A 22,962-nucleotide genomic window follows, 5' to 3' on the forward strand; every position below is an offset into this window, starting at 1 on the left:
ACGTGTCACCCCCGGCGGGCGCCGGGAACGCGAAAACGCCGCCGCCGGCCACGAGGGCCGACGGCGGCGCTGATGCTGCTGGTGGGGTCGCCGGCGGTGTCGCCGGTGTCGCGTGCTCGGCCGCTCAGGCGGCGAGCTGCTGCTTGGGGCTCGGTCCGTACGCGTTGGGGCCGGCGTCGCCCTCGATGGCCATCAGGACGATCATCGCGATCCAGCCGACGAACGGGATGATGCTGACCAGGTACCACCAGCCGGACCTGCCGGTGTCGTGCAGGCGGCGGACGCTGAGGCCCAGGGTCGGGAGGAAGACGGCGAGGTTGTAGACGTAGAAGAGGACCGGGTAGCTCCCGAGCGCGAAGTCCAGCACGAGCAGCAGCACCATGATCGGGATGCTGCACAGGACGAACATCCAGTACTCCTGGCGGCGCGCGCGGCCGGAGAAGTCGGCGTAGCGCTTGATGACGTCGACGTAGTAGTGCACGAGTCCCCCTAAGGACGGCATCGACGGCCCTTCGGCCAGAAAGGGGCCGGGCCGGACTTATGCCCTCGGCGGGTCGGCCTCAAGCCACTTCCGAGTGCCTGAATTGGGCCATCAGCCTTGGTTTCAAAGGGAGTTGAGCGCTCCTGGGGCCAGAGAGAAGGCGGGGGCAGGGGATGACGGAAGTCTTACGGAAGGGCGTGGCCGGCCCCGGCCGGCGGCGCGGGTCCGTAGCGTCCGGTGCATGCGCGTACTCGTCACCGGAGGGGCCGGGTTCATCGGCTCCCACATCGTCACCGCCCTGCGCGGCCGCGGCCACGACCCGCTCGTGCTCGACGCCCTGCTCCCGGCCGCCCACCCGACCCCGCCGCCCGGACCGCCGGACAGCGGTTTCCTGCGCGGCGACGTCCGGGACCCCGAAACCGTACGGGCCGCCCTGCGCGGGGTGGACGCCGTCTGCCACCAGGCCGCGATGGTCGGGCTCGGCAAGGACTTCGCGGACGCGCCGCGGTACGTCGCCGCGAACGACCTCGGGACGGCCGTCCTGCTCGCCGAGATGGCCTCGGCGGGGGTGCGCGGGCTCGTCCTGGCCGGCTCGATGGTCGTGTACGGGGAGGGCCGCTACGAGTGCCCCCGCCACGGGGTGGTCCGCCCCGGGCCGCGCCGCCGGGACGACCTGGAGGCGGGCCGGTTCGAACCGCGCTGCCCCGACTGCGGGGCGCAGCTGTCCCCGGGGCTGGTCACCGAGGACGCCCCCACCGACCCGCGCAACGTGTACGCGACGACGAAGCTCACCCAGGAACACCTGGCCGCCGCGTGGGCCCGCTGCACGGAGGGCCGGGCGGTGTCGCTGCGCTACCACAACGTGTACGGGCCGGGCATGCCGCGCGACACCCCGTACGCGGGGGTGGCCTCCTTCTTCCGCTCCTCACTCGCCCGGGGCGAGGCCCCGCGGGTCTACGAGGACGGGAGGCAACGGCGGGACTTCGTCCACGTCCGGGACGTGGCGGAGGCCAACGTGACCGCACTGGAGGCCCTCGGGGGCCTGGAGCCGGGGATCTGCACCCCGTACAACACGGGCAGCGGTGACCCGCGCACCATCGGGGAGATGGCCGCGGCCCTGTCCACCGCCCACGGCGGCCCGGCCCCGGTCGTCACCGGCGAGTTCCGCCTGGGCGACGTCCGGCACATCACGGCCGACTCCGCGCGCCTGCGCCACGACCTCGGCTGGCACCCCCGCACGGACTTCCCGACGGGCATGCGCGAATTCGCCCACGCCCCCCAGCGCCCCGCCATTGCTTCTTGACGCGCCGCACCCCCTTGTGACGCGCCGCTCGGCGTCTGCGGCGCGTCAAGAAATGGCCGGCAGCGGGAGGGTGACCTCGAAGCGGCAGCCGCCCGGGACGTTGTGGACGGCGGTGCGGCCGGCGTGGGCCTCCACGATGCCCCGGACGATCGCGAGGCCGAGGCCCGCCCCGGCACCGGCGGCCAAGGGGACGGGGGTGCGGGCCGCCGCCCCCCGCCACCCGGTGTCGAAGACCCTCGGGAGGTCGTCCGCCGGGATGCCCCCGCAGCCGTCCGTCACGGACAGGACGACCACCCCGGCGGGCTGTTCGGCGGCGGCCGCGATGGCGACCGTCCCGTCGGCCGGGGTGTGCCGGATCGCGTTGACGAGGAGGTTGGCGAGGACCCGGGTCATCTCCTTGCCGTCGACCTCCACGGGGACCCGTTCGACCCCCTCCCCCACCAGCCGCACCCCGTGCTCGCGGGCGAGCGGGTCGACCCCGGAGAGCGCGTCCCCGACCAGGTCGTACAGCGACATCCGGCTCGGGCTGAGCGCGAGCGCCCCGGCGTGGATGCGGGAGAGTTCGAAGAGGTCGCCGACCATCGTGTCGAGGCGTTCCACCTCGGTGCGGATCTGCCGGTGGTAGCGGCCGGGGTCGGCGGCGACCCCGTCCTCCAGTGCCTCCGACATCGCGCGCAGCCCGGCGAGCGGGGTCCGCAGGTCGTGGGAGATCCAGGCGACGAGCTCGCGCCGGGAGGCCTCCAGGGCCCGTTCGCGTTCCCGTGAGGCGGCCAGTCTGTCGCTGGTGGCGGCGAGTTCCCGGGACAGCGCGTCGAGTTCGGCGGTGGTCTGGCCGGGCGGCGCCGCGAAGCTGCCGCCGTCGCCGAAGTCACGTGCGGCGCGGGAGAGTTCGCGGCTGCGGGCGACCACCCACCGGCCGAGGAGCAGCGCGGTCGCCAGGGAGACCACCGCCGCCATCGCGACGACGAGGGTGACCACGCCGAGGTCGTGCGCGGACAGGAACATGGCCTGGGCCACGGCGAGGGTGCCGGCCAGCATGGCCGTGACGGTGACGGCGGCGATCACCGTGAGGGACAGCGCCACGGAGCGGTGGCGGACCTGGCGCAGTACGAGCGCCCCGAGCAGCCCGGCGCAGGCGGCCCCGCCGAGCGCGAAGAGGGCGATGAGCAGGACGTCCTTCACGCGGACTCCTCCGTCCCGGTCGGCTCGAAGCGGTAGCCGACGCCCCACACCGTCTGGATCAGCCGCGGCCGGCCGGGGTCCTCCTCGATCTTGGCGCGCAGCCTGCGTACGTGCACCGTCACCGTGGAGAGGTCCCCGAAGTCCCAGCCCCACACCTCCCGCATCAGGTCCTCCCGCCCGTGAGCCCGTCCGGGATGCCGCAGGAAGTGGGCGAGGAGGTCGAACTCCCGCAGGGTGAGGGACAGTTCGCGGCCGTCACGGGTGGCGCGGTGCGTCGCGGGGTCGAGCGAGAGCCCGGCGCCGGTCAGTTGCCGCGGTACGGGGACGCCTGCCACCGCCCGGCTGCGCCGCAGTACGGAGGTGACGCGCAGGACCAGCTCGCGGGGGCTGAAGGGTTTGGTGACGTAGTCGTCGGCGCCGACCTCCAGGCCGGTGATCCGGTCGTCCTCGTCGCCCCGCGCGGTCAGCATGATCACCGGGACGGGGCCGGCCGCGCGCAGCCGCCGGCACACCTCCAGGCCGTCGATGCCGGGCAGCATCAGGTCGAGCACCACCAGGTCGGGCCGGGCGCGCCCGGCGGCGGCGAGGGCCGCGGGGCCGTCGGCGGCCTCCTCCACGGCGAAGCCGGCGCGCCGCAGGTATCCGGTGACGACCTCGGAGACGGTCGGGTCGTCGTCGACGACGAGGATCCGCGCGGGGGGTGCTTCCACACTGCTGCTCATGCCCTCCAGCCTCCCATTTCCCGGCGTCGGGCGGATCCCCGCGCCGGGGCCGTCGGGGTCGACGTCCGCGTTTCGTAAGGAGTCCGGGCCCCTTTTCCGCGCCCGTGATTCCTACGGTGAATCCCGTGACCGTGACCGTGAGTGTTGATGTCGTCCTCCCCTGTCTGAACGAGGCGGAGGCCCTGCCCTGGGTGCTCGCCCGCATCCCGGCCGGCTGGCGGGCCCTGGTCGTGGACAACGGGTCCACCGACGGTTCCGCCGGGATCGCCCGCGCGCTGGGCGCCACGGTGGTGCCGGAGTCCCGTCGCGGGTTCGGGGCCGCCTGCCACGCCGGACTGCTCGCCTCCGACGCGGACGTGGTCTGTTTCTGCGACTGCGACGCCTCCCTGGACCCGGGGCTGCTGACCGGCTTCGTGGCCGCGGTGGCCGCCGGTGAGGCCGATCTGGTCCTGGGCCGGCGCAGGCCGCGCGGCCGGGGCGGCTGGCCCGCGCACGCCCGCGCCGGGAACCTGGCGCTGGCCCGGCTGCTGCGCCGCCGCACCGGGCTGGCGCTGCGCGACCTGGGCCCGCTGCGGGCGGCCCGCCGCAGCGATCTGCTGGGGCTGGAGCTGACCGACCGGCGCTCCGGGTACCCGCTCCAGATGGTGGTGCGCGCGGCGGACGCGGGCTGGCGGGTACGGGAGGTGGACGTGCCGTACCTGCCGCGCGCGGGGAAGTCGAAGGTGACCGGCACCTGGCGGGGCACCTGGCAGGCGGTGCGCGACATGAGCCGGGTCCTCGCGGAGCCGGCGGAGCCCGCCCCGCCCGCCGGCCAGGGCCGGGCCGGGACCGGGGGCGCCCGGTGACCACCCTGCTCGTGATCGCGAAGGAGCCGCTGCCGGGCCGGGTCAAGACCCGGCTCACCCCGCCGTTCACCCCCGTCGAGGCGGCCGCGCTCGCCGAGGCGGCGCTCGCCGACACCCTGGCCGCCGTCGCCGCGGCCCCCGCCGAGCGGCGGGTCCTGGTCCTGGACGGGCGGCCCGGGCCCTGGCTGCCGCCGGGCTTCGAGGTGCTGCCGCAGTCGGCCGGCACCCTGGACGAGCGGCTCGCGGCGGCCTTCGGGGCGTGCGCCGGGCCCGCGCTGCTGATCGGGATGGACACCCCGCAGGTCACGCCGGAGCTGCTGACGGTCGGCTGGGACGGGTACGACGCCTGGTTCGGGCCCGCCGTCGACGGGGGTTTCTGGGCGCTGGGCCTCGCCGAGCCGGACCCGGAGCTGCTGCGCGGGGTCCCGATGTCGCTGCCCACGACGGGGGCCGCGCAGTACGGGCGGCTGAGCTCGGCCGGGCTGCGGATCGGCCGGCTGCCGGCGCTGCGGGACGTGGACACCGCCGAGGACGCCCGGCTGGTGGCGGCCGGGGCGCCCGAGGGGGCGTTCGCTGCGCGGCTGGCCGCGCTGGCGACGGCGGTACGGCGGTGACCGCCGCCCCGGCCTGGACGGCCGACCCGTACACCGTGGCCCTGCGCCGCGGCCGGGGCCCCCTCTACCTGCGGCGCGGCGACGGCTGGCTGCTGCCGCTGGACGTGGAGCGCTGGTGCGAGGCGCCGGACAGCGCGGACTGGACGGTGCTGGGTCGCTGCCGGGGCACGGTGCTGGACATCGGCTGCGGTCCCGGGCGGTTCGTCGCGGCGCTGGCCGCGCGGGGGCACCGGGCGCTGGGCATCGACGTCAGCCCGGAGGCGGTGGCGCGTACGGCCCGCTCGGGCGGCAGCGCCCTGCACCGGTCGGTCTTCGACTCCCTTCCGGGTGAGGGGCGTTGGGAGACGGCCCTGCTGATCGACGGGAACATCGGCATCGGTGGTGACCCGGCCGCGCTGCTCGGGCGGATGGCGCAGGTGCTCGCCGTGTCGGGTGCGCTGGTGGTGGAGTGCGCGGACGTGGAGCTGGACGAACGCTGCGAGGTCCGGGTGGCCGACGGCCGCGGCGGGCTCGGCGCCCCCTTCACCTGGGCCCGTGTCGGGGCCGGCGCGCTGACCGCGTACGCGCGGGAGTCCGGCTGGGTCCGCGCGGACCGGTGGACGGCGTCCGGGCGGGTCTTCGTGGAGCTGCGGCGGGCCTGAACCCGGGCCGCGTTCCCACCCGTTGCCACCCGTCCGCACCCCTTCACACGCGTTCGAACCCGTGGACACGGCCGACGGCGGTGAAGCCGCGCCGCTCGTACCAGTACCGCGGCCAGTCCTGCGTGTCGGCGATCAGGAAGCGCGTGCCGCAGCCGGCGTCGGCGGCCCGGCGCAGCGCCGCGTCCAGGACCGCGGAGGCGTGGCCGCGCCGCACCCGGGACTCGGCGGTGACCAGGTCCTCGATCTGGGCCGTCCCCGTGGCGGGGTCCGCGTAGAGGTCGGCCCAGGAGGCGATCTCGCCGTCGCCGGTGCGGGCCGCGACGAACTCGACGAGGGCGGCGCCGCGGCGTCGGGTCCCGCGCTGGTCGACGAGGATGCGCACGGTGTCCTCCCCCGCTTCCGGCAGGAAACCCCGCCAGCGCTGGGTGAGCGGTGCCCGCAGGGCGTCGAGGTCCACCGGCCCGGCGCCGCCGCCCGTGGGGACCGGGCCGGTGTGCAGCATGACCAGGTAGGCGCAGTGGGTGTATCCGGCGCGGGTCAGCGGCCCGGCGCAGGCCGCTGCGGCGCCCTCGTCGAAGACGGAGACCGTCCGGTGGTCCAGGTGTCCGAGGAGCCGGTCGACGAGGGCGGGCAGCGCCTCGGGGTCGGCGGCGCGCTCGACGACGACCTGGTTCGCGGACCACGCCTGGGCGAACTCGTCGTCGAGGGCGGCGAATCCGCCCGGGAAGTCGACGGTTCGGGCGGCCTGGCGGCGCGCGAAGGACACCAAGAAGGCTTTGACGGCGGTCAGTTCACTACTCGGCATGGAGCGAGCGTAGGCGGCCGGCGCCCTCGGCCGCCCGCTCTTTACCGGCGCGGACGGCCGCGCGGCCGGGTCTTGGCGAGCCACACGGCGGCGGTGACGGCCGCGACCACGGCGAGGACGATCAGCAGGTTCCGTCCGTAAGGCAGCGGCAGGGCCGAGGGGTTGACCGGAGCGCCGGGCCGCAGCAGCGCCGGCAGGGTCACGAGGACCAGCGCCCCGCCGGTGACCAGCGCCCCGCGCAGGAGTCCCCGCGCGGGCACGGCCGCGATCAGCAGACCGGCGGCCAGGACCAGCGGGGCGAGGATCCCGTCGTGCAGGACGAGGGCCCCGCCGAGCCAGACGAGCACGTCCAGCGGGTCGGGCAGGCCCGCCACCAGGCGGGCACCGACGGCGATCAGCAGCAGGCCGAGCGCGCCCACGGCGTAACGGAAGACCCTCACAGCACCTCCAGCAGCGTGACCCATTTGGTCTGGAGCACCCCGGGCCGGTTCGGGGCGATGATCCGCGCCGGGTAGCCGTGGTCGGGCGAGAGCACCTGCCCGCCGAGCTCCAGCGCGAGCAGGGTGAGCGGGTCCTCGGCGTACTCGCGGCCCATCTCCATGACCCGGTACGCGCCCCCCACTTCCAGGGAGGTGACGCGCAGCGCGGCGCCGGGCGGGGCGCCGGCCCGCTCCAGGAGGTCCCGGATCCGTACGCCCCTCCAGTCGGCGGTCTTGCTCCAGCCCTCCACGCAGGCGATCGGCAGCCGGGCCGTCCGCTGGGGCATGGCACGGAGTTGAGGGAGCGTCAGGGAGTACGGGGCCGGGCCGCGCACCTCCAGGCGCCAGTCCCGCAGCCGGTCGGGGCCGACGCCGGCCGCGGCGGCGGTGCGGTTCACGGGCAGGCCCTGCTGCCCGTGGTCGGGGTGGCGCGGGGCGAGCAGGTCGAAGGCCTTGAGGGGGGTGAAGGACTGTCCGACGGTCGTCAGCGTGACCGCGCCGACGGCCGCGCCCACCCCGAGGAGGAGGGCGCGCCGGTCGGGGCCGTCCTCGGCGGGCAGTTCCAGGGTGCCGGGCGAGGACCGGCTCCAATGCGCCCTGATCTCAGGGGCTTTGACGGCGATGTGCAGCAGGATCGACCCGGCCACCACCCAGGCGAGCGCGAAGTGGGTCTGGATGAACCCGAAGGGCCAGGGTACCACTGGGCGATGTTGAGGAGCCCGGTGAACACCTGCAGGACGGCGGCGGCGACGAGCACGGCCACGGAGAGCCGCTCCAGGGCGTGCCGGATCCCGCGCACGGGCGGCCACACGAAGAGCCTCGGGTAGACCGTCCACAGTTTGGCGAGGAGCAGCACGATCGCGGCGAGTCCGGTGGCGACGTGCAGGCCCTGGCTGAGGCGGTAGCCCCAGACGGGCCGGGCGGGCAGCGCGTCGGCGGCCCAGGACGGCGGGTGCTGGAGGTAGTGGCTGATCAGCCCGGTCACGAAGCACACGGCGAAGGCGGCGCCCAGCCAGCGCCCGACGGCGGTGGCGGTGCGGGCGTCGTGCAGCCGGCCGGAGAAGGCGGGCGGCCGCAGGGACGGTCTCGGGAGCCGGGGCAAGGGTCCGCGCCGGGGGCGGTCCTGGGGTGGGGGGTCGGGAGTCATGCTCCCCATCTCACCGCTGTGCGGCGCCGGGCGGGCCGTCCGACACCTTACGAAACGCGGACGCCGGGCCGGGTCGGGGCGGTGACGGCGCCGTGCGCTGCCAGGCTGGCGGCCATGGAAGAGCTCCAACCCGAGGCCCGGCCGGCGACCCCGCCCCCGCCCGAGAACCCGTCCGTGACTCCGGCTGCGGTCCCGCCCGCGGCCTCGTCCGAGAACCCGGCCCCGCCCCCGCCCGGGACGCACCGCCCCGGGTGGTCCGTCGCCGTGACCCTGCTGCTGCTCGCCGCACTGTCGGCCGCGCTCGTACCGACCGTGCGCCATCCGGGGTACTTCACCGATCCCGGCGGGCTGACCTCGTGGTACGTAGCCGTGTGGGTGCTGTTCGGCGCGGCGGCGCTGGCCCTGCGCCGGGTCCCGGGGCGGTACGTCACACCGCTGGTCCTCGCGGGGGCGCTGGCGGTGGCCGCCGCCGGGCTGGCGGGGCCGCCGCTGACCAGCACCGACTCCTTCCGCTACGCCTGGGACGGCCGGGTGCAGGCCGCCGGGATCTCCCCGTACGACCACGCCCCGGCGGATCCGGCGCTGCGCGGCCTGCGCGACGACTGGCTGTTCCCGCGCACCGCGGCCGAGTGCGCGGGGCAGGACCGGGTCGCCGTCGAACCGGGGGTGTGCACGCGGATCAACCGGCCGACCGTGCACACCGTCTACCCGCCCGTCGCGGAGGCGTACTTCGCCGTCGTTCACCGGATCTCGCCGCCCGGGGTGCGCCACAAGGCCTTCCAGACCGGCGGCGCCCTCCTCGCGCTGGGGGTGACCGGGGCGCTGCTGCTGGTGCAGCGGCGGCGGGCGGATCCCCGTACGGTCGCGTACTGGGCTTGGTGTCCGGCGGTGGCGGTGGAGGCGGTCGGCAACGCGCACGTGGACGTGCTCGCGGTGCTGCTGTCGGTGGCCGCACTGGGGGTGGTGGTGCGCCGCCGGGCGCTGGGCGGCGCCCTGTTCGGGCTGGCGGTCGCGGCGAAGCTGCTGCCCGCCGTGCTGCTGCCGGGCGCGCTGGCCGGCGTCCGGCGGTGGCGGGACGCGGCGGCGCTGCTGCTGCCGGCGGCCGCGGTGGTGGGCCTGACGTACCTGCCGTACGTCCTGGCCTCCCGTTCCTCGGTGTTCGGCTACCTCGGGGGCTACGCCGAGGAGGAGGGGTACGAGGATCCGGGCGCGGGCGGCCGCTACGCGCTGCTGCGCCTGGTGCTGCCCGACTCCTGGTCGGTGCCGGCGGTGGCGGTGGGGGTGCTCGCGGTGGTGGCGTACGTGTGGCGGCGCGGGGATCCGCTGCGTCCGTGGAGCGGGGCCCTGCTGGTGACGGGGACGGCCTTCCTGCTGACGACCCCGGGGTACTCCTGGTACGCGCTGCTGCTGATCGCGCTGGTGGCGCTGGACGGGCGCGCCGAGTGGCTGGGCGTGGCGGTCGCGGGCGCGGCGGCGTACGTGTCGGGGCGGGCGCTGGGCGGTGCGACGGTGGAGGTGGCGTACGGGCTGGCGGGCGCGGCGGTGCTCGCGGGCTGGGCGGTGCGCCGCCGCGCCGGTGCCCGGGACGGCGAAGGGGGCCGTCCCGGGCGCGTGGGGCGGGCTCAGCCGATGTGGAAGGAGTCCCCGTAGACCTTCCAGTCGAGCGGGGTGTCGAGGTTCAGGTTGCCCTTCTTCAGGAAGACCCGCTGGGCGGTGTCGACGCGGCTGGTGTCGCTGTGCGCCTCCTCCTGCTTCATCGCCCAGACGCGGGCGTCGAGGAAGGCGTTCAGCCAGGCGGTCTCGTTGCCGCCCTGGGCCGGGGGCTTGGCCTTGGACAGGGCCCGCTTGCGGATGTTGCGGAAGCTGGTGGAGTCGCTGCCGTCGCCGTGCATGACGATGGCGTCGTAGTAGATGAACTGGCCGAGGGTGCCGACGCCGTCGGACTTGCCCTGCTTGACGGCGGGGCCGAAGTAGACCCGGTCGCGCTCGTGGTCCTGGGCCTTCTTGAACTCGCTGTCCTGGGCGGCCTTCGCCCAGTCCTTGGTGAAGTTCGGGTCGAGGCCGGCGTGCGAGTCGCTGCCGTCGACCTTGCGCAGCGCCGGGAGGTACTTGGCGAGCACGTTGCCCGGCTTGACCTGCGTGTAGTGCTCGACGAGGTCGAGCATGTCGCCGGTGCCGGAACAGAAGCCGATGATGCCGGCGGTGTAGCCGCGGCCGTCGCCTATGTCCTCGATGTACTTGTACTGGGCCTTCCAGTCCAGGGAGGAGTTCTCGGCGCTGGAGACGATCTGCATGGCGACGTCCTTCTTCGCCGGGTCGTCGAGTCCGGTCGCCGCGGCGGCCGACGCGGGGGCCGCCGCAGGGGCCGGGGCGGGGGCCGGGGCGGCGGTGGCGTGCGCCGCGACCGGGGCGGCGAGCAGGGTGGCGGCGAGCAGCGCGCCGACGGTCATCGTCTTGCGGTGAGGGGTGAACACAGGGCCTCCGTAAGGCGGTTGGGTGTTCCCGATTCCGTTAGGAAACTTTCCTACCAGACATCTCACGGCTCGGACACCCCCCGGGACCACTCCGGCACCGCGCTGCGGACCGATTTCGGAAGGGACCAATCCGCCGGGGCGTCCGCTCCGAAGCCCTCCATGACCGCCGCCACCGCCTGGGAGGGCCTGCCCATGACCTGGACCCGTACGCGACGCCGCCCCGCACCCGACCGGCGGGGGCGGGCCGCGTGAGGCGCCCGCTCCCCCTCGGGATGCCGCAGGGCCGGCCGGGGCCCGACCTCCCCGCGCTGATGGAGAGCGTCGCGCGCGGCGACCAGGACGCCTTCGCCGCGCTCTACGACGTGGTCTCGGGTCCCGTCCACGGCATCGTCGTCAAGGTGCTGCGCGACCGCGCCCAGTCCGAGGAGGTCACCCAGGAGGTGCTGATCGAGGTGTGGCGCCAGGCCCCGCGCTACCGCCCGGACAAGGGCACCGTCATGACCTGGGTGCTGACCATCGCGCACCGCCGGGCGGTGGACCGGGTCCGCTCCGCGCAGGCGGCCACCGCCCGCGAACAGGACACGGCGGCGCGGGAGCACGCCCGCCCGTACGACGAGGTCAGCGAGCAGGTGGAGATCCGGCTGGAGAGCGAGCAGGTACGCCGCTGCGTGCGCGGGCTGACCGACCTCCAGCGCCAGGCCGTCAGCCTGGCCTACTACGGCGGGCTGACCTACCGGGAGGTCGCGCAGACCCTCGGCACCCCGCTTCCCACGGTCAAGACCCGGCTGCGCGACGGGCTGATCCGGCTGCGCGACTGCATGGGGGTCACGGCATGAGCCGCACGAGGACCGAAGCCGGCCGGCTGCACGCCCTGTCCGGGGCCTACGCCCTCGACGCGCTGGACCGGACCGAACGCGAGGCCTTCGAGCGGCATCTGGAGCGGTGCCCTCAATGTGCCCAGGACGTACGGGAGTTCAGCGCGACGGCGGCCCGGCTCGGCGCGGCGGTCGCACTGCCCGCACCGCCCGGGACCCGCGACGCAGTACTGGCCCGCATCGACGGGGTCCGCCAACTGCCCCCGGCGCGGCGGAGCATCGCGGTGCTGCGCCGCCGCGCCCTGCCGATGGCGCTCGCGGCCTGCCTGGCCGGGGTACTGGCACTCGGCGGGGCCGCACTGCGGGAACACCAGCAGGCGCAGCGGGCGGCGGACGCCCTCCAGGCCATCACGGCGGTGCTCGCGGCCCCGGACGCCCGTACGGTCACCGGCCGGTCCGCGTCCGGCGCGACCGCGCGGGTGGTGGTGTCCGCGTCCCGGGACCGGGCCGCCTTCCTCAGCTCCGGGCTCCCCGCCGCACCGCCGGGACGGACCTACCAACTGTGGCTCGCGGACGGAACGGTGATGCGGCCGGCCGGACTGCTGGACGGCGCCGGCGCCGCGGTGCTACGGGCCCCCCTCGGCCGGGCCACGGCGGTGGGCCTCACCCTGGAACCCGAAGGCGGCTCCCCCCGGCCGACCACCACCCCCCTGCTCCTCCTCCCCCTGACCCGCTGACCTCCCCGGCCGCCCGCGCCGGGGACCGGCGGGTGTTTCGGTGCGCGGGACTCTGGCATGTGCGGGGTGGATCGGTGCATCCTTGCGCAGATGCGGCGTGAATCAGCCGCAACGACTCTCATGTACGCCCGCACAACCGAGCAAGGAGGTGCCGATGGCCCTCGTCGTGATCCGCCCCGCGCCGGCGCCCGGCCCCGATCCCCTGACCCCCGCCCTCGGCACGGACTCCGGGCCGGAGGTCCGGCCCTGCGACCCCTGGTCGGGGGACCCCGTCCCCACCGGCCTCGGCGGCATCGAGGGCCTGGTCCTGGCCGGGGACACCCCGCAGGCCCTGCCGCTGCTGCGGGCCGCCCTGGCCGCGGAGGTACCCGTACTGGCCCTGGGGGGCGGTGCGGAGCTGCTGGCCCGCGCCGCCGACGCGGACCGCACCCCGGCGGACGCCGATCCGCTGCTCGGCGGCGCCGGGTTCCGCGTCGGCGGGAGCGCGTGGGGGCTGCCGGCGCCGCCCGAGGGCGAGGGCGCCGGGGGGCTGCTCGGCCGGTTCGCGGCGCTCGTGGCCGGGCGGGCCGAACACACCGCCACCCGGGCCTTCTTCACCCCGCGCGCCGAGGCCTGGGAGGAACGCTTCGCCTACCAGACCCCGGCGTACGAGGCGGCCGTGGCCCGGATGCGGCTGCTGCCGGGGCAGACCGCGCTCGACCTCGGCTGCGGCAGCGGCCGGGCGATGCCCGCGCTGCGGTCGCTGGTCGGGGAGACGGGCACCGTCCTCGGCGTCGACCTGACCCCGGCCATGCTGACGGCTGCCGCGCAGGTGGGCCGGGAGGGGCCGGGGCGACTGCTGCTGGCCGACTGCGTACGGCTGCCGCTCGCCTCCGGCGCGGTGCACGGCATCTTCGCCGCCGGACTGCTGGACCACCTCCCCCGGCCCCGCACGGCCCTCGCCGAGTGGGCCCGGGTCTGCGCGCCGGGCGGGGAGCTGCTGCTGTTCCACCCCTCGGGCCGGGCCGAACGCGCCGCCCGGCACGGCCGCCCGCTGAGCCCCGACGACCCCCTGGCCGAGCCGAACCTCCGCCCGGCCCTGGAATCCACGGGCTGGCACCTGACCCAGTACGAGGACGCCCCGACCCACTTCCTCACCCACGCCCACCACCCCTGACCCGCCCCCGCTCCCCGGATCCGGGCCCCCGGGCCCCGCCGGGGTCGGGCGCCGACAGACACCGGGGCGGAGGTCAGAGCCAGCCGTTGCGCCGGAAGCCCCGGTGGATCACGAAGCAGGCGACCGCCATGACGACGAGGACGGCCGGGTAACCGTAGGTCCAGCGCAGCTCGGGCATGGTGTCGAAGTTCATGCCGTAGACCCCGCAGACCATCGTCGGGACGGCGACGATCGCCGCCCAGGCCGTGATCTTGCGCATGTCCTCGTTCTGGGCGACCGTCACCTGCGCGAGGTGGGCCTGGAGGATGGAGTCGAGGAGGCCGTCGTAGGCGGAGATCTGCTCGGTGGCCCGCGTCAGGTGGTCGGCCACGTCACGGAAGTACGCGCGGACCTCCGGCGGCACGACCGGTATCGGCTGCGTGGCCAGGTGCTGGAGCGGGCGGCCGAGCGGGGCCACCGCCCGCCGCAGTTCGAGGAGTTCGCGCTTGAGCTGGTAGATGCGGCCCGCGTCGCCGCGGCCGCCGTGCTCACTGAACACGGCCGTCTCCACGGCGTCCATGTCGTTCTGCACGGCGTCCGTGACGGCCACGTAGTCGTCGACGACGTGGTCCGCCATGGCGTGCAGCACGGCCGCCGGCCCCTTGGCGAGCTGCTCCGGTTCGGCCTCCAGGGCCTCGCGGACCGGGCCGAGGGTGCCGCGGCCGCCGTGCCGGATGGTGATGACGAAGTCGTCGCCGACGAAGGCCATCAGCTCGCCGGTCTCGACCACCTCGCTGGTCGCCGTCAGCTCCTCGTGCTCGACGTAGCGGACGGTCTTGAAGACGGCGAACAGGGTCTCGTCGTAGCGCTCCACCTTGGGCCGCTGATGGGCGTTGACGGCGTCCTCGACGGCGAGCGGGTGCAGGCCGAACAGAGCGGCGAGGCCGGCGAGTTCCGTCTGCGAGGGTTCGTGCAGGCCGATCCAGACGAAGCCGGCGCCCGTCTTGCGGACCCGGCGCAGGGCCTCCTCCACCTCGGCGCAGCCGTCCTGGCGGATGCCGTCCTGGTAGACCACGCAGTTGACGACGGCGCTGCCGAGGGGGGAGCGGGCCGGGTGGCTGAGGTCGACGGCCCGCCGGTAGCCGCGGCGCACGGCGCGGCGCAGGTTGCTGAACATGGACAAGGTCGTACTCCCCTTCGGCGGATCAGCGGCCAGTCTGCCACCGCCGCACCCGCGCCCGGTCCACCGCCGTCGCCGTCGCCTCCGCCGGCCGCCGGCCGCCGGGGCCCTCAGACCGCCGGGCTCCGGCAACGTCCCGGCCCCGGCCTGCCGGGCCGCCCCCTGGGGTTCAGCCCCGGTCGACGAAGACGCTGGTCGACTTCACCCGGGCGGTCGCCCGCGCGCCCACCTCGAGGCCCAGTTCCTCGACCGCCTCCCGGGTCAGCAGGGACACGATCCGGTGCGGGCCGGCCTGGATCTCGACCTGCGCGTCGACGGTCCCGAGCTTCACTCCCGTGACGATGCCGGGGAAGGCGTTGCGCGCCGAGGTGTACGGGGCCTCCTCACCCTCGACGCCCTCCCGCGCGGCCTCCACGCAGAAGGCCGCCAGGTCGGGCCCGTCGACGATGCGCCGAGCGCCCTCGCGGCGGGTCGGGAACCGGTCGGCGTCGGCCCAGCGCCGGGCGGTGTCCACGCTCACCCCGAGCAGCCGGGCGGCCTGGCCGATCGTGTACGACTCCATACCCGCAGCTTAGGCCCGCCCCACCCACCGAGCGCCCGCACCGGACCCCCTCACGCCCGCCCCCGGAGCGGTCCTAGTGTCGTGTCGCGGGCAGCGGCCGCAGGGCCTCGCGGGCGGCGTCCGCGACGACCCGGGCGACCGTCGCCAGCGCGGGCGAGTCCAGCTTCCACTGCTGCCAGTACAGCGGTACGTCCATCGGCCTGCCGACCTCCAGCGGGACCAGCGCCCCGGTCCGCAGCAGCGGCTCCGCCTGCGCTTCGGGGACCAGCCCCCAGCCCAGCCCGGCGGCCACGGCGTCGCGGAAGCCCTCCGAGGTGGGTACGAGGTGGCGTACGGGCCCCGCCCCGGGGCCTCCGCCGGGCAGCGCCCGGACGAACGCGTCCTGGAGCTCGTCGCGCCGGTCGAACACGATCAGCGGCGCCTCCCGCAGCGCCCGCGCCGGATCCCCCGCCAGGTACCGGGCGGCGAACCCGGGCCCGGCCACCGGCAGGTACCGCGCCAGCCCCAGCGCCCGCACCGTGCACCCGGCCACCGGGTCCGGGGAGGAGGTGACGGCGGCCATCACCTGGCCCTCCCGCAGCAGCGCCGTCGTGTGGGACTCGTCCTCGCGGTGCAGCTCGAAGCAGACCTGCGGCTCCTGCGGCACCCGCGTCAGCGCGGGCAGGAACCAGGTGGCGAGGGAGTCGGCGTTCACCGCCATCGGCAGCCGGACCGGCCCCTGCCCGTCGGCCGTCCCCATGCCCAGCTCGGCGCGCGCGTCCCGCTCCAGCCGGGCCAGCTGGCGGGCGAAGCGGATCACCACCTGCCCGGACTCCGTGGGCCGCACCGGTTTGGTCCGTATCAGCAGCACCCGCCCGGTGCGCTGTTCGAGGGCCTTCACGCGCTGGCTGACGGCGGAGGGGGTGACGTGCAGGGCGGCGGCCGCCGCGTCGAAGGTGCCCTCGTCGATGACCGCGAGGAGCGTCCGTACCTGTTCCAGCGGAAGGTCTTCCATCACGAGTGCTAATGCTACGTAAAAATCTTTAGCTGTACTCAGCCTGACGCGCTGCCTACGGTCGTCCCATGAACAACGGCATCACCACAGCGGCCCTGGCGGGCTTCGGCACCGGCCTCTCCCTCATCGTCGCCATCGGCGCACAGAACGCCTTCATCCTGCGCCAGGGCGCCCGCCGGCACGCCGTGCTCCCGGTCGTCGCGATCTGCGCGGTGTCGGACGCGGTGCTCATCGTCCTCGGCGTGGCGGGCGTCGGCGCCTTCGTCACCGCCTGGCCCGCCGCCCTGACCGCCGTGGCCGTCGCCGGGGGCGGCTTCCTGATCTGCTACGGGGTCCTCGCGGCCCGCCGGGTACTGCGCCCCACCCCGGGCGCGGCGCTCACCACCGGGGGCGCGGCCACCGGCTCGGCGCGCGCGGCGGTCCTGACCTGCCTGGCGATGACCTGGCTCAACCCGCACGTGTACCTGGACACCGTGCTGCTGGTCGGCTCGCTGGCCGCCGACCGGGGCGACCTGCGCTGGGCGTTCGGCATCGGGGCCGCGCTGGCGAGCCTGGCCTGGTTCGCGGCCCTGGGCTACGGAGCCCGACTGCTCAGCGGGATGCTCGCGCGTCCCTCCGCCTGGCGGGTGCTGGACGGGCTCGTCGCCGCGACCATGGTCACGATGGGCGGGATGCTCCTCGTACGGGCCTGACCGGCCCGCACGGCACGGCCACCCCCGCCCGGCCGTACCCCGACCGGCAGGAGCCGCCGTGCCCGCACACCCCTCCCCTTCCCCCGCCTCCGCCCCCGCCCCCGCCCCCTCACCGAAACCGCTGCCGGACGCAGTGCGGGCGTACTACGCCGCCCAGCCGGCCCCGCTGGTCGCCGCGACCGGGATCGTCCTGGACTCCCGGGGACGGGTCCTCGTCCTGACGCCCTCCTACAAGGAGGACCTCGAACTGCCGGGCGGGACGGTCGAGGACACCGAGACGCCGGAGGAGGGGCTGGCCCGGGAGCTGAAGGAGGAGCTGGACCTGACCGTCCCGGTGGGCCGGCTGCTGGCCGTCGACTCCTGCCCGCCGGGCGCGCTGGGGCGCTCGATCGTGGTGCACGTCCACCTGGTGGGGCCGCTCAGCGCCGAACGGATCGAGGCGATCTCCTTCACCGACGGGGAGGTCACCGAGGCGCACTGGCTCACCCCGCAGGAGGCCGACGCGCGACTGCCCGCCCGGATCGCACCCCGGCTGCGGGCGGCGCTGGCCGCGCTGCGCCTGGGCTCCCTCGCGCACCTCGTCGACGGCGTGCCCCAGCCCGGCTCGCCCGCCGGTCTCGACCCGGCGGACCGCGCGGCCCTGGAACACGCGGGCGGCTTCGACGCCGCCGCGCACCGGGCCTCCCGCCCCAAAGCCCTCACCGCCGCGAACGTCCTGTTCACCGATGCCGCCGGGCGGGTCCTGCTGGTCCGGCCCGGCTACGGCAAGCCGGGCCGCTGGCTGCTGCCGGGCGGCGGCATCGAGAGCGACCTCGGCGAGACCCCGCGGGACGCCGCCGCCCGTGAGGTCCGCGAGGAACTCGGCCTGGACCTGCCTCCCGGCCGCCTCCTCGCCGTGAACTGGGCCCACCGCCCCGGCAGGCCGGCCCGGATCCGCTTCCTCTACGACGGCGGCGTACTGGACGCGCCCACCCTCGCCCGGATCCGCCTCCAGCCGGAGGAACTGCTGGAGTGGCGCACAGCGGCCCCCGCCGAACTGCGCGACCTGGTCAAACCCCTGCTGCGCCGCCAGATCCGCTCCTGCCTGCGCGCCCGCACCGAGGGCACGGGCCCCCTGGAACTCCACGAGGGCCGGCCGGCCCAGACCTAGGGCCTGTCGGCCCGGGACCTGAACTGGGCGTAGAGCTCCGTCACGGCCGCGTCGGCGGCCGGTGAGACGGGGAAGAGGTTGAGGAAGCCGTGGATCAGGCCGTCGTAGGTACGGGCGAAGCGGTCAGGGCCCCCATCCGCCGGGTCTGCTCGCGCAGCACCTCCGGATCGGTGTCCCGGAACCGCGGCGCCGGTTCGGCGTCGGCCGGCGCGAGCAGTGCGGCGACGGAAGCGTCCACGGCCATCCGCTGGCCCTGCCACCACTCCGGCCGTCCGGCGACCGATCCGCGGCCCCCTCCCGGGACCGGAGGCATACCCCCTTGGAGTATTTCCATCCCGTCGCCTACGATGCCGCCATGAGCATCCAGGCGGGTCGCGCGGCGCACGGGCCCTTCGGGCTGCCCCGGCGCCTGCTGCTCGTCCTGGCCGTGCTCACCGGTCTGCTGGCCATGCACGGGCTGGGCCCGGGAGCGGTACCGGTCACGGCCGCGCCCTCCCACACCGCGGCATCGGCATCGGCATCGGCGGATCCGGCCGGCCATCACTCGGAGACGTCCGCGCCCTGCGCCTGCCCCCACGACGGCCCCGGCGGCGGGCACGCCCAGCACGCCGACCCCACCTGCGCGGCCGCCGGCATCAGCGGCGCCCCGGTCCTGCCGGCTCCGGCGGTCCTGCCCGGCATCAACGGCGGCCCGTCGGCGGACGCCCACGGCACCGCCCCGGCGGCGACGGCCTGCGGGCGCGCGCCCCCGTCCCTCACCGAACTGCAGCTCCTGCGCATATAGGCCGGCTCCGGCGTTCCCGCCGTCGAGCCCGCCCGGAATCCCGCACGCACGCGCACATCCGCGTGCCGCAGCACAGGAGCAGCACCACCATGACCGCCGAGCGTTCCCTGATCCGCCGTACCTCCGCCGTGGCCCTGGCCGCGACGGCCGCCCTCGTCCTCGCCGCCTGCGGCGGCAACGGCGGCGGCTCCACCCACACCGCCCACGACACCCCCACCGCCACGGCCACCGCCACCCCGCAGGCAGCCGGGAACAACGCCGCCGACACCGCCTTCGCGAAGGGGATGATCCCCCACCACCGGCAGGCCGTCGAGATGGCCGACCTGGCCGCGACCCGCGCCGAATCGGCCGAGGTCAAGAAGCTCGCGGACGAGATCAAGAAGGCACAGGACCCCGAGATCAAGACCCTGTCCGGCTGGCTGGCCTCCTGGGGCGAGCAGGTTCCCGCCGCCGACGCCTCCGGCGCCGCGTCCGGCCACGGCGGCCACGGCGGGTCCGGCATGCCGGGGATGATGACCGCCGAGGACATGGACCGGCTGACGAAGGCGAGCGGCAAGGCCTTCGACACCGCGTTCCTCGACTTGATGGTCAAGCACCACGACGGCGCCGTGGCCATGGCCCGGACCGAGCAGTCCGAGGGCCGCTTCCAGCCCGCCAAGGACATGGCCGGCGCCATCATCACCTCCCAGAGCGCCGAGATCGCCCGTATGAAGGCCCTGCTCGGCCAGGGCTGACCCGCCCGCCCGGCCCGGGACGCACACAGGTCCCGGGCCGGGCCGTCCGCGTACCCGACCGCCGGCCGTCCGGCGGTTCCGCCCTACCCGCGCCCGCCCAGCCCACCCGCACACGGGGGCGACCACAGCCACTAGCCCACCTCAGCCGATCGGGATCCTGCCGTCGGCCGCGGCTGGCGCCGCCGCCTCCGGCGCCGGGCCGTCCTGGCCGGACCGGCCGCTCGTCAGGCCCTTCAGGAGCTGCGCGAGGTCCACGCCGGTGGTGGAGCCGAGGAGCTCCATGCCCTGGGCGACGTTGTCGGCGACGGTACGGGAGATCCGGCTCGCGCCGTCGGTGGAGATGACGGTCATCTTGTCGATGGCGGCGAGCGGTTCGGCGGCCTTGCCGACGACCTGCGGGAGCACCTCGACCAGCATCTGGAGGACGGCCGCGTCGCCGTAGCGCGCGAAGGCCTCGGCCTTCTTGTTCATCGCCTCGGCCTCGGCGGCGCCCTTGGCCGCGATCGACGCGGCCTCCGCGTCGCCCTCCAGCTGGACGGCCTCCGCGATCGCCGCGCGCCGCGCCCGCTCGGCCTCACCGCGCTTGGCGCCCTCGATGGCCTCGGCTTCGGCCAGGGCGGAGCGGCGCTGCTTCTCGCCCTCACCGGTGAGCCGGGAGCGCTCGGCCTCCGCCTGGGCGGCCGCGATGGCGGCGAGGCGTTCGGCCTCGGCCTGCTTGACCCGGGCCACCCGCTTGGCCTCCGCCTCCTGCTCGGCCTCGTAGCGGCGCGCGTCGGCGGGCTTGCGGACCTGGGTGTCGAGCTGGCGGTCGGTCAGGGCGGCCTGCCGTTCGGCGACCTTCTCCTGCTCCGTGAGGATCTGCTGCTGGCGGTCCGCGTCGGCGAGCGGGCCGGCCGCGTTGGCCTGGGCGGCCGCGGCGTCGGTCTCGGCCTTGATCTCGGCCTGGCGCAGGTACAGGGTGCGTTCGGCGACCGCGATCTCCTCCTCGGCCTTGAGGCGGGCCTGTTCGGCGGTGCGCCGGGCGTTGGCCTCCGCGATGTCGGCCTCCTGCTTGGCGCGGGCGGCCTCGGGGCGGCCGAGGTCCTCCAGGTAGGAGCCCTCGGTGGTGATGTCCTGGATCTGGAAGGCGTCGAGGACCAGGCCCTGACCGGAAAGGCTGGCCTCGGCCTCCTCGGCGACCTGCCCGGCGAAGGCGGCCCGGTCGCGGATGACGTCCTCCACCGACATCCGGCCGACGATGGCCCGCAGGGCGCCGGAGAGCACCTCCTGGGTGAAGCCGACGATCCCGTCCTGCTGCTGGAGGAACCGCTGCGCGGCGGCGCGGATGGCGTCCTCGGTGCCGCCGACCTTGACGATGGCGACGCCTTCGAGGTTGGCCTTGATGCCGCGCAGGGTGACCGCGCCCCGGACGGCGACGGGGATGTGGCGGCTGGACAGGTCGAGGGTGAAGCGCTGCTGCACGAAGGGGACGACGAACACGCCGCCGCCGACGACCACCTTCTGGCCGCTGTTGTCGGTGACGACCTGCCCGGTGTCGGGGTCCGTGGACCTCCTGCCGCGCCGGCCCGTGACGATGAAGGCCTCGCTGGGGCCGGCGACCTTGTAACGGGTGACGACGGCCAGGGCGAGCAGGACGAGGAGACGACGGTCCCGGCCGATCCGATGAGCTCGTCCTGGCGGGGCGCGGCGCCGCCGCCCCTCAGCAGGGCCCGGCTCAGCCGGTACGCGGCCAGCCGGCCCCCGCCCCGGCCACGGCCCCCGCGGTGGCCGCCGCTCCCGTCTGCCGGTCGGACCCGCTGGACGACGTCATCGTGCCACCGGGTCCCGGCGCGGGACATTGCTCGTTTCCGGCAGTCTTTGACGCACCGGCACCGGCACCGGGGCCGGCTCCGGGGCCGGGCGGGCGCGAACGCGAACGCGCCGCAGACGGGGACCGTCTGCGGCGCGTTCGAAGGTGCTGCGGGGTACTGCGGGGTACTGCCGGGTCCTACGTCGATCAGGCCACGGGGGCCGGGTACGTCGGGTACTCGACGCCGGAGACGTGCTGCACGACCCGGATGACCTGGCAGGAGTAGCCGAACTCGTTGTCGTACCAGAGGTAGAGGATCGCGTTGTCGCCGTCCACCTTGGTGGCGCCCGCGTCGACGATCGAGGAGTGGCGCGAACCGACGAAGTCCATGGAGACGGCGTCGGGGGCCGTGGTGAAGTCGATCTGACGCTTGAGCGGCGAGTGCAGCGAGACGTCGCGGAGGTAGTCGAGGACTTCCTCGCGGGTGGTCTCGCGGCCCAGGCGCAGGCTCAGGATGGCGATCGAGACGTCCGGGACGGGGACGCGGATCGAGCTGCCGGTGATCGGCGCCTTGAGGTCCGGCAGCGCCTTGGCGACGGCGGACGCGGCACCGGTCTCGGTGATGACCATGTTGAGCGGCGCGGAGCGGCCGCGACGGTCGGCCTTGTGGTAGTTGTCCAGCAGGTTCTGGTCGTTCGTGAACGAGTGGACGGTCTCCACGTGGCCGCGCAGCACGCCGTACTCGTCGTCCATGGCCTTGAGCGGCGGGACGATCGCGTTGGTGGTGCAGGAGGCGCAGGACAGGATCTGCTCGTCCGGCTTGATGGTGTCGTGGTTGACGCCGTGGACGATGTTCGGGACGTCGCCCTTGCCCGGAGCCGTCAGGACGACCTTGTCGATGCCGGGGCGCAGGTGCTTGGAGAGGCCCTCGCGGTCGCGCCACTTGCCCGTGTTGTCGATGAGGATGGCGTCCTTGATGCCGTACGCCGTGTAGTCGACCTCCGACGGGTCGTTCGCGTAGATCACCTTGATGGAGTTGCCGTTGGCGACGATCGTGTTCGTCGCCTCGTCCACCGTGATGGTGCCCTGGAACTGGCCGTGGATGGAGTCGCGGCGCAGCAGCGAGGCGCGCTTGACGAGGTCCTGGTCGCCGCCACCGCGGACGACGATGGCGCGCAGGCGGAGGCCGTTGCCGGAGCCCGCCTTCTCGATCAGCAGGCGGGCGACGAGGCGGCCGATGCGGCCGAAGCCGTAGAGGACGACGTCGCGGCCGTCGCCGCGCTCGATCTTGTTCTCACCCGTGGCGCCGGCGACGGCCCCCGCGGTGAACTCCTCGACCGACAGACCGCGGTCGTCGGTCTTGTAGGTCGCGGCGAGCATGCCGATGTCGATCTGCGACGGGCCGAGGTCGAGGGCGGCGAGCGCCTCGAGGAACGGCATGGTCTCGGTGACCGAGAGCTCCTCGCCGTCGATCTGCCGGGCGAATCGGTGGGTCTTGAGGATGCTGACCACTGACTTGTTCACCAGGGAGCGGCTGTGGAGCAGGATCGTGACGTCCCGCTCCCGGTGCAGCTTCCCGATGATGGGGATCATCGACTCCGCGATCTCTTCGCGGTTCTTCCAGTTGGTGAACGAGTCCTCGTTGACAGTCACAGGTTCATCTTTCGAGCTAGGCGGCGCTCATATGCTAACCCCCT

Annotated in this window: 24 protein-coding genes and 1 pseudogene; 12 read left to right on the forward strand and 13 right to left on the reverse strand. The window is 75.1% G+C overall.

The annotated features are described in order from the left end of the window. Nucleotides 1-124 precede the first annotated feature (124 nt). On the reverse strand, nt 125-502 hold the full coding sequence (locus OOK31_RS05040) for a DUF805 domain-containing protein (protein ID WP_267011101.1): 378 nt from the start codon (nt 500-502) through the stop codon (nt 125-127). Between the two features lie 220 nt (nt 503-722). On the opposite strand from OOK31_RS05040, the gene OOK31_RS05045 reads away from it, so the two are divergent. Continuing rightward, a complete protein-coding gene (locus OOK31_RS05045) occupies nt 723-1,784 on the forward strand; it encodes an NAD(P)-dependent oxidoreductase (protein ID WP_267011102.1) in 1,062 nt (353 codons plus the stop codon). Between the two features lie 45 nt (nt 1,785-1,829). Here the strand turns inward: OOK31_RS05045 and OOK31_RS05050 are convergent, their stop codons facing one another. Both OOK31_RS05050 and OOK31_RS05055 read right to left on the reverse strand, forming a co-directional pair. Beyond that, nucleotides 1,830-2,966, reverse strand: coding sequence for a sensor histidine kinase KdpD (locus OOK31_RS05050; protein WP_267011103.1), 1,137 nt, complete (start codon nt 2,964-2,966; stop codon nt 1,830-1,832). After that, nucleotides 2,963-3,688, reverse strand: coding sequence for a response regulator transcription factor (locus tag OOK31_RS05055; protein ID WP_267011104.1), 726 nt, complete (start codon nt 3,686-3,688; stop codon nt 2,963-2,965). Before OOK31_RS05055 ends, OOK31_RS05050 begins: the two co-directional genes overlap by 4 nt. Nucleotides 3,689-3,813: 125 nt before the next feature. Between OOK31_RS05055 and OOK31_RS05060 the strand changes: the two genes are divergently transcribed. From OOK31_RS05060 to OOK31_RS05070, 3 genes are read left to right on the forward strand one after another with little or no spacing between them, the layout of a single operon-like run. Next, entirely contained in the window at nt 3,814-4,533 is a 720-nt protein-coding gene (locus OOK31_RS05060) for a glycosyltransferase family 2 protein (protein ID WP_267011105.1), read from the forward strand. Next, nucleotides 4,530-5,147 carry a DUF2064 domain-containing protein gene (locus OOK31_RS05065; protein WP_267011106.1) on the forward strand — a complete coding sequence of 206 codons (618 nt, stop codon included), beginning with the start codon at nt 4,530-4,532 and terminating at the stop codon, nt 5,145-5,147. Before OOK31_RS05060 ends, OOK31_RS05065 begins: the two co-directional genes overlap by 4 nt. Continuing rightward, nucleotides 5,144-5,788, forward strand: coding sequence for a bifunctional 2-polyprenyl-6-hydroxyphenol methylase/3-demethylubiquinol 3-O-methyltransferase UbiG (locus tag OOK31_RS05070; protein ID WP_267011107.1), 645 nt, complete (start codon nt 5,144-5,146; stop codon nt 5,786-5,788). The genes OOK31_RS05065 and OOK31_RS05070 overlap by 4 nt, the downstream gene beginning before the upstream one ends. Nucleotides 5,789-5,831: 43 nt before the next feature. Here the strand turns inward: OOK31_RS05070 and OOK31_RS05075 are convergent, their stop codons facing one another. From OOK31_RS05075 to OOK31_RS05085, 3 genes and pseudogenes are all read right to left on the reverse strand, one after another. After that, nucleotides 5,832-6,593, reverse strand: coding sequence for a GNAT family N-acetyltransferase (locus OOK31_RS05075; RefSeq protein WP_267011108.1), 762 nt, complete (start codon nt 6,591-6,593; stop codon nt 5,832-5,834). A 41-nt stretch (nt 6,594-6,634) separates the two neighbouring features. After that, complete coding sequence (locus OOK31_RS05080; protein ID WP_267011109.1) at nt 6,635-7,033, reverse strand: hypothetical protein; 399 nt, start codon at nt 7,031-7,033, stop codon at nt 6,635-6,637. Then, nucleotides 7,030-8,228 (reverse strand): annotated as a pseudogene (locus OOK31_RS05085) (molybdopterin-dependent oxidoreductase). The gene OOK31_RS05080 and the pseudogene OOK31_RS05085 overlap by 4 nt, the downstream one beginning before the upstream one ends. A gap of 105 nt (nt 8,229-8,333) precedes the next feature. Between OOK31_RS05085 and OOK31_RS05090 the strand changes: the two are divergent. Next, a complete protein-coding gene (locus OOK31_RS05090; RefSeq protein WP_267011110.1) occupies nt 8,334-9,869 on the forward strand; it encodes a glycosyltransferase family 87 protein in 1,536 nt (511 codons plus the stop codon). Here the strand turns inward: OOK31_RS05090 and OOK31_RS05095 are convergent. After that, nucleotides 9,842-10,669 (reverse strand): chitosanase, encoded by an 828-nt coding sequence (locus OOK31_RS05095; protein WP_267011835.1) that lies wholly within the window; start codon nt 10,667-10,669, stop codon nt 9,842-9,844. The two genes, OOK31_RS05090 and OOK31_RS05095, sit on opposite strands and share 28 nt — an antisense overlap. A gap of 296 nt (nt 10,670-10,965) precedes the next feature. Here OOK31_RS05095 and OOK31_RS05100 point away from each other — a divergent pair, with 296 nt between their 5' ends. The 3 genes from OOK31_RS05100 (at nt 10,966) to OOK31_RS05110 (ending at nt 13,401) form a co-directional block, all read left to right on the forward strand. Continuing rightward, complete coding sequence (locus tag OOK31_RS05100; RefSeq protein WP_267011836.1) at nt 10,966-11,529, forward strand: sigma-70 family RNA polymerase sigma factor; 564 nt, start codon at nt 10,966-10,968, stop codon at nt 11,527-11,529. Then, a complete protein-coding gene (locus OOK31_RS05105; protein ID WP_267011111.1) occupies nt 11,526-12,245 on the forward strand; it encodes an anti-sigma factor in 720 nt (239 codons plus the stop codon). The genes OOK31_RS05100 and OOK31_RS05105 overlap by 4 nt, the downstream gene beginning before the upstream one ends. Before the next feature lie 154 nt (nt 12,246-12,399). Next, nucleotides 12,400-13,401 (forward strand): class I SAM-dependent methyltransferase, encoded by a 1,002-nt coding sequence (locus OOK31_RS05110; protein WP_267011112.1) that lies wholly within the window; start codon nt 12,400-12,402, stop codon nt 13,399-13,401. 73 nt (nt 13,402-13,474) lie between these two features. On the opposite strand, the gene corA is transcribed toward OOK31_RS05110, so the two are convergent. The 3 genes from corA to OOK31_RS05125 all read right to left on the reverse strand — a co-directional run bounded on the left by corA (nt 13,475) and on the right by OOK31_RS05125 (nt 16,116). Continuing rightward, nucleotides 13,475-14,557 (reverse strand): magnesium/cobalt transporter CorA, encoded by a 1,083-nt coding sequence (gene corA / locus OOK31_RS05115; RefSeq protein WP_267011113.1) that lies wholly within the window; start codon nt 14,555-14,557, stop codon nt 13,475-13,477. A 172-nt stretch (nt 14,558-14,729) separates the two neighbouring features. Continuing rightward, nucleotides 14,730-15,122 (reverse strand): molybdopterin-binding protein, encoded by a 393-nt coding sequence (locus tag OOK31_RS05120; protein ID WP_267011114.1) that lies wholly within the window; start codon nt 15,120-15,122, stop codon nt 14,730-14,732. A 73-nt stretch (nt 15,123-15,195) separates the two neighbouring features. Then, entirely contained in the window at nt 15,196-16,116 is a 921-nt protein-coding gene (locus tag OOK31_RS05125) for a LysR family transcriptional regulator ArgP (protein ID WP_267011837.1), read from the reverse strand. Nucleotides 16,117-16,184: 68 nt separating this feature from the next. Here OOK31_RS05125 and OOK31_RS05130 point away from each other — a divergent pair, with 68 nt between their 5' ends. Further along, on the forward strand, nt 16,185-16,808 hold the full coding sequence (locus OOK31_RS05130; protein WP_267011115.1) for a LysE/ArgO family amino acid transporter: 624 nt from the start codon (nt 16,185-16,187) through the stop codon (nt 16,806-16,808). 58 nt (nt 16,809-16,866) lie between these two features. After that, a complete protein-coding gene (locus OOK31_RS05135; RefSeq protein ID WP_267011116.1) occupies nt 16,867-17,958 on the forward strand; it encodes an NUDIX hydrolase in 1,092 nt (363 codons plus the stop codon). Between the two features lie 94 nt (nt 17,959-18,052). On the opposite strand, the gene OOK31_RS05140 is transcribed toward OOK31_RS05135, so the two are convergent. After that, nucleotides 18,053-18,202: a hypothetical protein gene (locus tag OOK31_RS05140; RefSeq protein ID WP_267011117.1), complete on the reverse strand. Its 150-nt coding sequence runs from the start codon at nt 18,200-18,202 to the stop codon at nt 18,053-18,055. 111 nt (nt 18,203-18,313) lie between these two features. On the opposite strand from OOK31_RS05140, the gene OOK31_RS05145 reads away from it, so the two are divergent. Then, entirely contained in the window at nt 18,314-18,742 is a 429-nt protein-coding gene (locus OOK31_RS05145) for a DUF6153 family protein (protein WP_267011118.1), read from the forward strand. 89 nt (nt 18,743-18,831) lie between these two features. After that, nucleotides 18,832-19,476, forward strand: a complete 645-nt coding sequence (locus OOK31_RS05150) for a DUF305 domain-containing protein (RefSeq protein ID WP_267011119.1) — start codon at nt 18,832-18,834, stop codon at nt 19,474-19,476. 141 nt (nt 19,477-19,617) lie between these two features. Here OOK31_RS05150 and OOK31_RS05155 read toward each other — a convergent pair whose 3' ends face one another. Then, on the reverse strand, nt 19,618-21,135 hold the full coding sequence (locus tag OOK31_RS05155; protein ID WP_267011838.1) for a flotillin family protein: 1,518 nt from the start codon (nt 21,133-21,135) through the stop codon (nt 19,618-19,620). A 337-nt stretch (nt 21,136-21,472) separates the two neighbouring features. Further along, entirely contained in the window at nt 21,473-22,918 is a 1,446-nt protein-coding gene (locus OOK31_RS05160; protein ID WP_267011120.1) for a glyceraldehyde-3-phosphate dehydrogenase, read from the reverse strand. Between the last annotated feature and the right edge of the window lie 44 nt (nt 22,919-22,962).

It is taken from the genome of Streptomyces sp. NBC_00249 (genome assembly GCF_026342355.1).
In the GTDB taxonomy this organism is placed as follows: Bacteria; Actinomycetota; Actinomycetes; order Streptomycetales; family Streptomycetaceae; genus Streptomyces.

Bases quoted from the DNA above. Each gene is read 5' to 3' on its own strand.
- OOK31_RS05040 (WP_267011101.1), bottom strand. From the start codon at position 502: ATGCCGTCCTTAGGGGGACTCGTGCACTACTACGTCGACGTCATCAAG.
- OOK31_RS05045 (WP_267011102.1), top strand. From the start codon at position 723: ATGCGCGTACTCGTCACCGGAGGGGCCGGGTTCATCGGCTCCCACATC.
- OOK31_RS05055 (WP_267011104.1), bottom strand. From the start codon at position 3,688: ATGAGCAGCAGTGTGGAAGCACCCCCCGCGCGGATCCTCGTCGTCGAC.
- OOK31_RS05075 (WP_267011108.1), bottom strand. From the start codon at position 6,593: ATGCCGAGTAGTGAACTGACCGCCGTCAAAGCCTTCTTGGTGTCCTTC.
- OOK31_RS05090 (WP_267011110.1), top strand. From the start codon at position 8,334: ATGGAAGAGCTCCAACCCGAGGCCCGGCCGGCGACCCCGCCCCCGCCC.
- OOK31_RS05095 (WP_267011835.1), bottom strand. From the start codon at position 10,669: ATGACCGTCGGCGCGCTGCTCGCCGCCACCCTGCTCGCCGCCCCGGTC.
- OOK31_RS05100 (WP_267011836.1), top strand. From the start codon at position 10,966: ATGCCGCAGGGCCGGCCGGGGCCCGACCTCCCCGCGCTGATGGAGAGC.
- OOK31_RS05105 (WP_267011111.1), top strand. From the start codon at position 11,526: ATGAGCCGCACGAGGACCGAAGCCGGCCGGCTGCACGCCCTGTCCGGG.
- OOK31_RS05110 (WP_267011112.1), top strand. From the start codon at position 12,400: ATGGCCCTCGTCGTGATCCGCCCCGCGCCGGCGCCCGGCCCCGATCCC.
- corA (WP_267011113.1), bottom strand. From the start codon at position 14,557: ATGTTCAGCAACCTGCGCCGCGCCGTGCGCCGCGGCTACCGGCGGGCC.
- OOK31_RS05120 (WP_267011114.1), bottom strand. From the start codon at position 15,122: ATGGAGTCGTACACGATCGGCCAGGCCGCCCGGCTGCTCGGGGTGAGC.
- OOK31_RS05125 (WP_267011837.1), bottom strand. From the start codon at position 16,116: ATGGAAGACCTTCCGCTGGAACAGGTACGGACGCTCCTCGCGGTCATC.
- OOK31_RS05130 (WP_267011115.1), top strand. From the start codon at position 16,185: ATGAACAACGGCATCACCACAGCGGCCCTGGCGGGCTTCGGCACCGGC.
- OOK31_RS05140 (WP_267011117.1), bottom strand. From the start codon at position 18,202: ATGGCCGTGGACGCTTCCGTCGCCGCACTGCTCGCGCCGGCCGACGCC.
- OOK31_RS05145 (WP_267011118.1), top strand. From the start codon at position 18,314: ATGAGCATCCAGGCGGGTCGCGCGGCGCACGGGCCCTTCGGGCTGCCC.
- OOK31_RS05150 (WP_267011119.1), top strand. From the start codon at position 18,832: ATGACCGCCGAGCGTTCCCTGATCCGCCGTACCTCCGCCGTGGCCCTG.